The following is an 8,367-nucleotide window of genomic DNA, read 5'->3' as shown; positions in this document are numbered from 1 at the left end:
GATGGGTTATTTGTGCGCCATGACAGGGAAATTGGGGCGTTCATGGGCAAAGTGGGGCTTGATGGTTGAGGAAAGGGCAGAAAGCAAAAGGCCAGATGTCGAGGGCATAGGGCCGAGGGCCGAGAGCAATAAAGCTTTGAACAATACGTTCAGGGCAAGGCATAACTTCTTGTGCAAAACAAGGGCTCGTACGCTGTCTTGCCCTGAACATGTGCTTGGAGGACAGTCTCCCATGGGTTCTTTTGCTTGCTCCACCTGATTCCCTTGACCATTTCTGATACGTATCACATGATGCTCTCGGCTCTCGGCTCTCGGCTCTCGGCTCTCGGCTCTCGGCTCTCGGCTGTCACCAAAATCCTGAACCGTTTCCTTACATCTCAATTACACTTTGTGCATCTTGTGAAAATCTGTCGAGACGATTTAAACCCCTCTGGACAAAGGTTTTTTGGTGTTTTGGAAGGAGCAGTACCTGTGGCGTGACAGCTTTTTGTCTAAGTGTTTCGGGAACCTCAACCCTTTACAGCACAAGGGTTTCATGTTACCTTGAACCCTGTCGCTTGCAGGGTGCCAATTGGCGGGCTTTGCATGTCGAGACTTCAAAATATGGAGAGACAACCATGAGCATCAACAAAGCAGAAGTGATCCAGCAGTACGCAACCAAAGAAGGCGACACCGGCAGCACCGCAGTTCAGATTGCCATTCTGACCGCCCGCATCAACAACCTGTCCGGTCACCTGAACGCCAACCAGAAAGACAAGCACGGCCAACGCGGCCTGCAAATGATGGTCGGTCAACGCCGCCGTCTGCTGCGTTACCTGGAGCGTTCTGACTACGCTGGTTACATCGAACTGACCGACAAACTCGGCATCCGCCGCGGTCACACCCAGGTCAAGTAAAACAGTCAAATCTGTTTTTGCATCACTTGCCCACCCTTCGGGGTGGGTTTTTTGTTATGTTGTTTTTGTGTCCAAAATTCACCTTTTTTTGACGCTGGGAGCCCTCATGACTGCAGCCCAAGCCCGAGAATTCAGAGTTCATGCGGTTCAACCCCAATGGCATGTGTCGGTGTATGCCTCCAGCACCCATTTTCAGAAGTGGATGCTGTCTCAGGTGACGTTGGCCCGCACCCAGTTTCATCCCACCCATCCCAATCTGGTGGTGCTGACCGAACTGAATGGTTTGCCTCTGGCCATCCGTGGATCGGCTTTGGCCCAGAGGGCACCGAGTTTGCAGCTTGCTCTGGCAGCCAGTCTGATCAAACACCTTCCAGAGAGTGCTTATTACGCCCTGACCCGCAAGGTGAACATTGTGCAGGGATTGATGCTCTCTCAAGCACCAGAAAACATGCAGCTTTATCTGCGAACCTGCGCTGAACTGGCAAAACAGCACAACACTTACCTGTTGTGCGGCAGCAGTGTGCATCCCAGACTGGAAGAAAAAGGGGGCAAGGTGCAGATTGCTGCTCCTGAGCTTTACAATCAGGCGGTTTTGATCGGTCCGCAAGGCAACGTGCTGGGCTCTTGGGACAAGGTGCATCTGACGGCAGATGAATATCCCCTCGGGATGGTGGATGGCAAACTGGAAGACCTGATCACGGTCTCAACCCCTGTTGGAGACATTGGGGTGGCCACCAGTCTGGATGCTTTTCGGGAAGATGTGGTGAAAAAGCTGGAAGCCACCGGAACCACCGTGTTCTTGCAACCCGATGCCAACGCCACCGAATGGTCTGGCACCGAACAGGGCACCTCCACCAAACGTCCTCAGCCTGAGGCGTGGCTGGACAGCAGTTGGAAGGTGGTGCAGGACAGCAAAACCATCCAGTATGCTGTGAACCCGATGGTGGTGGGCAACCTTTTTGATGTGAGCTTTGATGGCCAGACCGCCATCATCGGCAAAGCCAGCCAGCATCCAGAGCAGCAGTCTTACGTCATGACTGAACCCAGAGGGGGCTTCATTTCCCTGATGCCGTGGGTGCAGGAAGGCAGCATGACCGAACTGCAGGCGGTGGGCCAGAAACTGAAAGCAGGATCAAAAGACCCCATGGAAAACCAGTACCGCACAGGGGCCATTTATGCAGACCTCACTTTGCCTGCCAGCACGGTTCCAGAGCACCCGTTGCGTCCTTTTGAGCAGGCCATGCAGGCGGTCATTGATGGCCAGGACATCCAGAATCCTGCCAGAGCTCTGGGTTATTTCTGGTGGGTTGCTGGAGGACTTTTGCTGTTGCTGGCCCTGTTCAGGGCAAAACGGGGTTGGAAAGTGGGTCTGGGTTTGCTCGGGTTGCTGCTGGTGGGTCTGGGATTCTGAGTTTCAGAACACACCCACATCGTGAATGCGGTTGGCCTGCAGGGTCATGGTTTTGCGGGTTTTGAGCACCCGGATTTCCAGTTTTCCAGAGGGCAATCGAGTCAGGCCAAAAAACCCGGTGGCATCTGACACGGTGCGGGCCACCATGCGGCCTGCTTGCCACACTTCGATGGGCACACCTGAAGCGTTTTTGCCTGCCACCTGACCCCGAATGGAAGTCACAGGCAGTGGAGCCACATCAAAAGGACCCCCAGAGGGCAGCAAGGTTTTCAGGGTTTCATACTCGGTGGTGACAGTGGGGTTGGAGGTGTAATTGCCAAGGCTCGGAAAGCGGTAGGAGTACCCGGCCCATCCCATCCCAGCACTCTGGGCTTTGCGGGTCTGGGCCTGGATGTCTGCAAAAGTGTTCAGGTACCAAGCGATGCCCGAGGCATTCACCCCTGCCTGCTGGCGGGCAAAATCCACCCAGCCTGCATACCACTGGTCCTGAGGGGCTTTGTTTTGCCGCTTGTAATTCATCATCACATTCAGTTCCAAGTAGCCGTCCTTCAGCCAGAGGGGCCAGTCCTGCAAAACTTCGTTGTAGGTGCGGGTGGTTTTGAACTCCGCACTGGTTTTGGGAGCAGGTCCATACGTGATGGTGGACGCACTGAACCACACCCGGGGTTTCACGGTTTTGACTTGCAGGTAAAGGTTTTTGACCAGCAAAGACACCTGATCCCGTCGCCAACGGGTCCATGCCACGTCTTGAGGCTCTGGAACTTGCGTTGCACCTGTTTCTTTGAAGTATCTGGACAGGGAGTAAGGGTTGTATCCCCAGATGGGCGCACTGACCTTCACAGGATCGGGATACCGGATGCGGTCCAGCATGATGCCGTCCAGGTCGTAATTCTGTGCCAGAGACCTCAAGCCATCTGCAAAGAACTTCACCACCCCCGGATGGGCGAGGTCAAAATAATAATCCCTGCCAGTGAAGGCCTCTCCTGCATTGTTGAAAGTCAGCCAGGTGTCTGCAAATTCATCAAGGCCGTGGGCATTGATCGGATGGGCCGGATTTTTGGGCGGGGTCACCTCACTGCTGGTCATGCCGTGAATGATCACCCAGGCATGCACCTGCAAATTGGCTTTGTGGGCCTCTCTGATCAGCACCGCCAGAGGATCGAAACCCTGTGGGACCTCTGGATCTTCAGTGACAGGGAACGTGCTTTTCAGGCAGTAACAGTCTGCCCGGCGCACCACCTGAGCAAACAGGGTGTTCAGACCCATGGTGCGGGCATCCTGAACCAGTTTCTGGATTTCTGCTTCGGTTTTGAAGCCGGGACCGAAAGCATCCACCCACAATCCCCTCAAAGGGGCCGCAGACGCCGTGGACAGCAGGAGAGACAGCAAAAGGACAGTTGGTTTCATGGCGTTTGGGTCAGTATACGGGGTCGCTGCCCGATTCGGATGAAGGAAAGGTGGTCCTGTGTCTGCTCTGGACCCTTGCGCGAAATGGCCTTTTTGATGAAGGGGGCCTCGACAACAGTCCCCCTTGAATTCGTGAATTCTGTGCTATAATTGCAAGGCTTATTCTGGGCCGAAGAGGCTCAGGACTCCAAGGGAGGCTTAAGAACATGGCTAAAGTCTGCGAACTTTGCGGAAAAGGACCCGTCGTGGTGAACAGTGTCATCCGACGCGGTAAAGCAAAAAAAGATGGTGGGGTAGGTCGTAAAACCACCGGCATCACCAAAACCCGTCAGCTGCCCAACCTGCAGCGTGTGACCCTGCGCCGTGGCGAAGCCGTGCTGCGCCTGCGTGTTTGCACCAAGTGCCTGAAGAACGCCCACACCCTCTAAGGGTGCGGTCACCTTAACAAGCCTCACTTTCAGACTTCTGGAGTGAGGCTTAAATTTTGGCTTAACTGAGAATGCAGATGTCAAAGTCTGCATCTTTTTTTATGCTTGTTTGAGAAAAGCGAACACAGGAGAATCAAGTCATGCCCAAACTGAATCAAATCATTGCCGTCGAAAAATCGGTCAAAAGCCGCTCGTTTCAAGAACTCACTGAAGCCCACCACGCCTTGCAAAAACCTGCCCTGCTGACGGGCATTTCACGCAACTATCGCCCCAAAGACGAAGAGGGTGAACAACTGCCCCCCGAGTCCACCCGTGTTCAGGTCAAAGCCGAGGAGATCATCCAGAGCACCGCCCGCATTCTGGCCAACCTCTTTGATGTGACCGCCACCAAAGACTGGACCAACTGCGAAGCCCGTGCCGATGTGGTGGTCGGAGAACAGGTCCTGATCAAAGACGCCCCGGTCAGCTACCTGCTGTTTCTGGAAAAACAACTGGTGGACCTGAACACTTTTGTGCGCAAGTTGCCTGTCTTGGACGCTTCAGAAAGCTGGTTGTTCGATCCCGGTGCAGACTGCTACGCCACTGAGCCGGTCCAGACGGTCCGCACCAAAAAGATCCCCCGCAACCACGTCAAAGCCGAAGCCACCGAAAAGCACCCCGCTCAGGTGGAGGTCTACTACGAGGATGTGACCGTGGGTTACTGGCGCACCGTCAAATTCTCTGGAGCCTTGCCCGCCCAGAGGGTCCACGAACTCCTCAACCGCATTCAAAAACTGCAGCAAGCCGTCAAGTTTGCCCGCGAGGAGGCCAACAGTGTGGACGCCAAAGAGCAGAAAATCGGAGAGAAATTCTTCAATTACCTGTTTGGTTGAGTTTCCCTTTGAAGTGAAACCAGAACAGCAAGTGAAAGCTTGCTGTTTTTTGTGTTGTTTGGCTTCTCTGGCTTAAGTCTTTTGAAGGATGGTGCACCTCAAAAGCCTGCCGTATACTGCTCTTGGAGTACCAAGCTGAGGTTCAGCTTCAGTCTGATCGGGGCGAGGTGTACAGTGCAGGTTCGAATCCTGCCCCTGCCACCACGGCAGGGTGGCCCAAAGGTAGAGGCGCATCGGGCACCCACAAACAAGCTCAAACTATTGCTCCAACCTCATGCATTCGCTGTCGAACGTCAAATCAAACGCTGATGGTCGAAATTTGCTGGATATGGGTTCAAATCTCATCTGGCCCGCCACATGGGCCGGTGGCCTAACGGTAAGGCACAGCAACCTCAAGAATGAACCAGAAGTTTAAATGTGTTGACGTGCGCAAATGGACAGCATCCTTTGATCCTGCATCAGGCTACGATGCAGGGTCTCCTTTTTGAACTCTGGTTTTTGGACGTTGGTGGTTTGGTCAGGCTCCAGAGACTCTGGTTTTGGCTTCTGCTTTTGACGTGAACAGACTTGAAGCCACCAGCAAAACCGTTCCAGAGACCACGCAAAGGTCTGCAATGTTGAAAATGGGAAACGGCTGACCATACATTTTCTGGGTGATCCAGAAAAGCTGATGGGAATAAAACATGTCAATGACTTTGCCGTACCAGAGCACATCAATGGCATTTCCAACCGCTCCAGCAGCGATCAAGAGCAGAGACCCGAAAGCGATGCCTCTGGGTTTGTCCTTCCAGAGGTAAACCAGAATGCCAAGGCCCACCACCATGCGCAACACAGCCAGGAAAAGGGTGGCTCCAGCAAACAGGTTCCACGCTGCCCCTGTATTGAAGGTCAGAATGAGGGAAAGCACATTTTGAACCACAGGCAAAAAAGCATCGGTCTGCAGGTGCGCCAGAGACCAGACTTTGAGCCACTGGTCCATTCCAATGAGTGCAGCAAAAATCAAGATTGCAAAAGGCATGTTTCCAGTTTAGAAGGTTCCAGTGAGAAGATCACCCAAAACAAAACCCCCAGATCACTCTGGGGGCATCAGGGTTGAAGGTTCAGGCTTCTGAAGCTTTTTGCTTGGATTCTGGTTTTTTGGCAAACAGGCTTGCTGCAATCAGCAGAATGGTTCCAGAGACCACGCAAATGTCAGCAATGTTGAAGATGGGAAAATCCTGCTGGTGAATCTTCTGGGTGACCCACGACAGTTGGTGGGAGTAAAACATGTCCACCACTTTGCCCAGACGCAGGCCATCAATGGCATTGCCTACGGCTCCAGTGGCAATCAGGACCAGAGACCAGAAGGTCAGACCTCTGGGTTTGTCCTTCCAGAGGTAGATCAAAATGCCAATGCCCACCACAAGCCTCAGAATGGCCAGAATGATGGTGGCCCCTCCCAGCATGCCCCATGCAGCACCGGTGTTGTACACGAGGGTCAGGGAGAGCACATTTTCAATGAGCGGTTTCAGTACATAAGGTTGCAGATTGGCCACCGACCAGAGTTTCAGCCACTGGTCAAATGCAATCAGCGCAGCAAAGACAATCAAAGCAACGGGCATCCTTCGCAGTATAGCGAAGTCGTCCATGAGACGCATAGGGAATGCGGGGAGGAACAATACCAAAGCTGGCCTTTGGTATGTCGTTTGAAAAAGCCTTCAGCATTCAGTGTTCAGCCGTCAGTTAAAGCACAAAGAGGGCTTTTGCTGGAGAGGACATCCTTCTGGATGGGCAATTTGCGGCGGGTCTTCAGCTTCAATATGGCTGATCTCTTGCGCCCTTCTTTCTTGCTGAACGCTGATGGCTGATGGCTGATGGCTTGGTGAAGCAATTGCGTACATCACAAGTTTCTGTCAGGGCAAAAATGTTAGATTAAACCCATGGCGAAAGTGGAGTCCTTCGATTTAGACCACACCAAAGTGCGAGCACCTTATGTGCGCATTGCTGGTGTGAAACACACCCCGAAAGGGGACACCATCACCAAATACGACCTGCGCCTGACCCAGCCCAATCAGGAAGCCATTGATTCTTCCACCTTGCACACCCTGGAGCACCTGCTGGCAGGTTACCTCAGGGACCACTTGCAAGACGTGCTGGATGTCTCTCCGATGGGCTGCCGCACAGGCATGTACATGGCTGTGATTGCTGAACCTGCCGCAGAACAGGTGCGTGTGGCTTTCGAGCAGGCCCTGAAAGACGTGGCTTCCCATGGTGAAACCATCCCTGGCGTCAGTGAACTGGAATGCGGCAACTTCCGTGACCACAACTTGCAAAGCGCAAAAGACGTGGCCCACAAGGTGCTGGAGCAGGGCCTGATCGTTCAGGAGACCATCAACATCCAAAGATGACATCCCCTCTGCCCTCAGACGACTTCAAAGCGCTGGACCAGACCCTCTTGCAGCTCCTGACAGCTCTGGAGGTGGTGCTGATTGCACGCCCATTGGCCACCGTTTTGGGTGAGGAGGAGGAGGTCACTGGCGCACAACTTCGCACCTTGCGTTTTCTGGACAGTGTGGAGTTTGCTCTGGTGGGTGACATTGCTGCAGGTCTGGGGATCTCTTATCCAGCGGCCACGAAAGCTGTGGACCGTCTGTGCGATCGAGGGCTTGCAGAGCGTTATCGGGATGCCATGGATGCCAGACGCATTCAGGTCAGCCTGACCCCCAGAGGCAAAAGCGTGCTTCAGGAGGTGCAGTCTGAACGAACCCGCTATTTGCAGGGCATTTTCCAGCAGATGCCTCAGACACCTGCAGATTTCAATGTGCAGCTTCTGGCTTTGCTCCGTGAAATCACCCGTGATCCTGACGTGCTGGAGGCCATTCGCAGGCAAAGCGGACAGCTGTAAAACAACACCATATATAGAGAGCAATCTCGGGGAGGCGCACAGCCTCCCTTTTTTGGTTTTTTGTGAAGGTTCTTGCAGTGCTCTGGTGGCCTTTATCGCCAAAATCTGTCTATACAACTCTGGCAACGTGACGGGTTTCGAGGATGATTTTTCGTTGTCTCAGACGCTTCCAAAATACCAAGTGGAGATACCCCTTTTTGGGAGTGTTGACATAAGGGCGTAATGGTTGTATTCTTTTCTTCGCCCGAGAGGAAGCAGCGATGCGAGAGACGAGGGCGGAGTTGTTTGACAACCGAAAGAATGCGAGCGAAGGAAAGTTTTCTTCTGCGAAGAAGAGAGCGAATCCCATACAAAATGATCTTAAGGGTCAAGATAGTAAGGGTGTATGGTGGATGCCTTGGCACTGGAACCGAAGAAGGACGTGGTTACCTGCGAAAAGCCCGGTCGAGCTGGATACAAGCATTGACGC

Annotated in this window: 9 protein-coding genes and 1 rRNA gene; 7 read left to right on the top strand and 3 right to left on the bottom strand. The window is 53.4% G+C overall.

The annotated features are described in order from the left end of the window. Positions 1 to 617 precede the first annotated feature (617 nt). Both rpsO and Q371_RS22930 read left to right on the top strand, forming a co-directional pair. Complete coding sequence (gene rpsO / locus Q371_RS22935) at positions 618 to 896, top strand: 30S ribosomal protein S15 (RefSeq protein ID WP_034345239.1); 279 nt, start codon at positions 618 to 620, stop codon at positions 894 to 896. 106 nt (positions 897 to 1,002) lie between these two features. Then, a complete protein-coding gene (locus tag Q371_RS22930) occupies positions 1,003 to 2,307 on the top strand; it encodes a nitrilase-related carbon-nitrogen hydrolase (RefSeq protein ID WP_051965123.1) in 1,305 nt (434 codons plus the stop codon). Positions 2,308 to 2,310: 3 nt separating this feature from the next. Here the strand turns inward: Q371_RS22930 and Q371_RS22925 are convergent, their stop codons facing one another. Then, a complete protein-coding gene (locus Q371_RS22925; protein ID WP_051965121.1) occupies positions 2,311 to 3,714 on the bottom strand; it encodes a family 10 glycosylhydrolase in 1,404 nt (467 codons plus the stop codon). Positions 3,715 to 3,920: 206 nt separating this feature from the next. Between Q371_RS22925 and rpmB the strand changes: the two genes are divergently transcribed. Together rpmB and Q371_RS22915 are read left to right on the top strand one after the other, a co-directional pair. Next, positions 3,921 to 4,142 carry a 50S ribosomal protein L28 gene (gene rpmB, locus Q371_RS22920; protein ID WP_034345233.1) on the top strand — a complete coding sequence of 74 codons (222 nt, stop codon included), beginning with the start codon at positions 3,921 to 3,923 and terminating at the stop codon, positions 4,140 to 4,142. Positions 4,143 to 4,282: 140 nt separating this feature from the next. Next, on the top strand, positions 4,283 to 5,014 hold the full coding sequence (locus tag Q371_RS22915) for a DUF7873 family protein (RefSeq protein WP_034345230.1): 732 nt from the start codon (positions 4,283 to 4,285) through the stop codon (positions 5,012 to 5,014). A 517-nt stretch (positions 5,015 to 5,531) separates the two neighbouring features. Here the strand turns inward: Q371_RS22915 and lspA (Q371_RS22910) are convergent. Beyond that, positions 5,532 to 6,032 (bottom strand): signal peptidase II, encoded by a 501-nt coding sequence (gene lspA, locus Q371_RS22910; protein WP_034345227.1) that lies wholly within the window; start codon positions 6,030 to 6,032, stop codon positions 5,532 to 5,534. Between the two features lie 82 nt (positions 6,033 to 6,114). Beyond that, entirely contained in the window at positions 6,115 to 6,615 is a 501-nt protein-coding gene (lspA, locus tag Q371_RS22905) for a signal peptidase II (RefSeq protein ID WP_245618428.1), read from the bottom strand. Between the two features lie 318 nt (positions 6,616 to 6,933). Between lspA (Q371_RS22905) and Q371_RS22900 the strand changes: the two genes are divergently transcribed. The 3 genes from Q371_RS22900 to Q371_RS22890 all read left to right on the top strand — a co-directional run. Continuing rightward, positions 6,934 to 7,401 carry an S-ribosylhomocysteine lyase gene (locus tag Q371_RS22900; RefSeq protein WP_034345221.1) on the top strand — a complete coding sequence of 156 codons (468 nt, stop codon included), beginning with the start codon at positions 6,934 to 6,936 and terminating at the stop codon, positions 7,399 to 7,401. Next, complete coding sequence (locus Q371_RS26255) at positions 7,398 to 7,898, top strand: MarR family winged helix-turn-helix transcriptional regulator (protein ID WP_051965119.1); 501 nt, start codon at positions 7,398 to 7,400, stop codon at positions 7,896 to 7,898. Before Q371_RS22900 ends, Q371_RS26255 begins: the two co-directional genes overlap by 4 nt. Before the next feature lie 365 nt (positions 7,899 to 8,263). Then, positions 8,264 to 8,367: ribosomal RNA gene (locus Q371_RS22890) — 23S ribosomal RNA — on the top strand; the annotation flags it as partial.

It is taken from the genome of Deinococcus misasensis DSM 22328 (genome assembly GCF_000745915.1).
Lineage (GTDB): Bacteria > Deinococcota > Deinococci > Deinococcales > Deinococcaceae > Deinococcus_C > Deinococcus_C misasensis.
This window is presented reverse-complemented; position numbering and strand designations above follow the sequence as displayed.

Bases quoted from the DNA above. Each gene is read 5' to 3' on its own strand.
- rpsO (WP_034345239.1), top strand. From the start codon at position 618: ATGAGCATCAACAAAGCAGAAGTGATCCAGCAGTACGCAACCAAAGAA.
- Q371_RS22930 (WP_051965123.1), top strand. From the start codon at position 1,003: ATGACTGCAGCCCAAGCCCGAGAATTCAGAGTTCATGCGGTTCAACCC.
- Q371_RS22925 (WP_051965121.1), bottom strand. From the start codon at position 3,714: ATGAAACCAACTGTCCTTTTGCTGTCTCTCCTGCTGTCCACGGCGTCT.
- rpmB (WP_034345233.1), top strand. From the start codon at position 3,921: ATGGCTAAAGTCTGCGAACTTTGCGGAAAAGGACCCGTCGTGGTGAAC.
- Q371_RS22915 (WP_034345230.1), top strand. From the start codon at position 4,283: ATGCCCAAACTGAATCAAATCATTGCCGTCGAAAAATCGGTCAAAAGC.
- lspA (WP_034345227.1), bottom strand. From the start codon at position 6,032: ATGCCTTTTGCAATCTTGATTTTTGCTGCACTCATTGGAATGGACCAG.
- lspA (WP_245618428.1), bottom strand. From the start codon at position 6,615: ATGCCCGTTGCTTTGATTGTCTTTGCTGCGCTGATTGCATTTGACCAG.
- Q371_RS22900 (WP_034345221.1), top strand. From the start codon at position 6,934: ATGGCGAAAGTGGAGTCCTTCGATTTAGACCACACCAAAGTGCGAGCA.
- Q371_RS26255 (WP_051965119.1), top strand. From the start codon at position 7,398: ATGACATCCCCTCTGCCCTCAGACGACTTCAAAGCGCTGGACCAGACC.